Origin of the sequence: Bacillus sp. JJ1503 (genome assembly GCF_036965125.1) — a bacterium.
Classification (GTDB): Bacteria; Bacillota; Bacilli; order Bacillales; family Cytobacillaceae; genus Cytobacillus.
This window is the reverse complement of the sequence record NZ_JBALOZ010000445.1, coordinates 1-1,701: the sequence shown is the minus strand read 5'-3', so window position 1 is coordinate 1,701 and position 1,701 is coordinate 1. Positions and strand designations below refer to the sequence as shown.

At 29.3% G+C, this 1,701-nt stretch carries 3 protein-coding genes; all 3 read right to left on the bottom strand.

The genetic code is table 11. From position 1 onward, the window contains the following. Position 1: 1 nt before the first annotated feature. Genes V7149_RS24855 through V7149_RS24845 form a run of 3 tightly spaced genes read right to left on the bottom strand, consistent with a single transcriptional unit; the run spans position 2 to position 1,340 of the window. Positions 2-550, bottom strand: a complete 549-nt coding sequence (locus tag V7149_RS24855; protein ID WP_335348244.1) for a hypothetical protein — start codon at positions 548-550, stop codon at positions 2-4. A 45-nt stretch (positions 551-595) separates the two neighbouring features. Then, positions 596-1,093 (bottom strand): hypothetical protein, encoded by a 498-nt coding sequence (locus V7149_RS24850; RefSeq protein WP_335348243.1) that lies wholly within the window; start codon positions 1,091-1,093, stop codon positions 596-598. Positions 1,094-1,148: 55 nt separating this feature from the next. After that, positions 1,149-1,340, bottom strand: coding sequence for a DNA-binding protein (locus V7149_RS24845; RefSeq protein WP_335348242.1), 192 nt, complete (start codon positions 1,338-1,340; stop codon positions 1,149-1,151). Positions 1,341-1,701: the final 361 nt, after the last annotated feature.

Here is a 1,701-nt window from a genome sequence, read left to right as displayed (position 1 = left end):
ATTAAATATCTCCTTTAAGTATTTCATTAATATTATTTTCAATGGAATTTCCTTTGAGTCGGCTTGATAAATCTTCTAATTTTGCCTTAACCCCAATTCTTGAAGTTTCTGATAGATGATATCTTTGACATTTATTATCATATTGATCCAATATTTCTTTATTAATAAATTCTCTGCCTTTCATTGAAGCAAACTCTTCCTCTTCACTTTTTAAATCGACTAAATATGATTTTATTTGCTCAAAATAAAAACCTTTTTCAATTAATTGAAATGCCTTATCTATTTTATTATTTCTTTCTTCTAGCAATCCGTCCATTGATCTCCCCAGTTCACGTGCAATTAATATGTGAACAAAATCCATTAATGATAATTTAAATCTTTTGTGTGATTGGTATATTTTTCTGGGGTCAATTATTATCTTATTTTCATTCGGATAGTAAGTAGCCATCCTAGTGCCGACCTCAGTCATTCTAGAAACTACAAGGTAATTGAATCCACATTGCTTTACAAATTCTTCTGCAAGCCCTTGTACTTTACCTTTTCTTTTCATTGAATACTCCTTAATAATGAATTTTACTTATTAATATAGCCAGGATTAATCCCTGTTCTTAATCAAACCATTTACACGTTCTATTTCATTTATTATTTCATCTTTGTACATTTTATTTATTTCGTCCTGTTCTTCTTTACTTTTACCACCAGCTAAAAATAAATCTAAATCCCACTTATAAAAAATTGAAATCAATTTTTCTGTAGAATACTTTAAACCAATTGGCAAAATAAATTCATTATATCTTGATTGCGTTGTATCGAAAATTGCTCTTGCCATGTTATCAACTAGTCGATCATTCGCTTGTTCAAAAGTTGTTCCTTTCTTTGCTGGCATGACAGTTGTTACAGTTGATTTTATTTTCCTGTAATTTATTGTTGATTGAACCCATGCCTCTTTTTCTTCATCATAATACGGTTCTAATTTTTCACTTTCACGTTTCAATCCAAGCTTAGCTGCATGACCAGTAATTCCATCTTCAGCTTTATCAGGTAACATTTTTAATAGTTCGTCCCATTTTGCCGAAGAAAAGTTTTCCTTCAATATTTTCTCCTCTTTTTTGCTCCAGCAATTAGCCATAAAGAACCTCACTCATCACTTACTCACCATCTAACCATTTAAAAAATGATTTCTTTGAAATTTTAAACAATCTTCCTACTCTAACAACATGAAAAGGTGGATTCTGCAAAAATTCGTAAGTTGCTCTCCTTCCAATGCCTAATATTTCTTGTATGTGATTTGGAGTCAATACCTCAGGTAATTCATGTCTATTTATTTTCTTATCATTCATAGTGAATCCCCTTTTTCGCTTTAAATTCTTTTAGTGTTTGTTTCTTATCCCCGATATCTAACAATATTAATTTCCGATTATTCGAAGATTATGCATGAATGATATAAAAATATTTTTAAAGATAAATTAAATACATATTGATAGATTAAAGGCGAAAAATAACTAAAAAATACAAAAAACAACTAAATTTGGTTCATTTTTCCCTTAAATATGTGAATAGGTATGCAATAATAACGTTTTAATGCTCCTAACAATTCGCAAACCCCCTTATTTTTATTACTTTTTTACTATATTAAATAGGTAAATTAAATTCACATAAAAAAGAGCGACTCACAGTCACCCTCTCCTTACTATCTTATAG

Bases quoted from the DNA above. Each gene is read 5' to 3' on its own strand.
- V7149_RS24855 (WP_335348244.1), bottom strand. From the start codon at position 550: ATGAAAAGAAAAGGTAAAGTACAAGGGCTTGCAGAAGAATTTGTAAAG.
- V7149_RS24845 (WP_335348242.1), bottom strand. From the start codon at position 1,340: ATGAATGATAAGAAAATAAATAGACATGAATTACCTGAGGTATTGACT.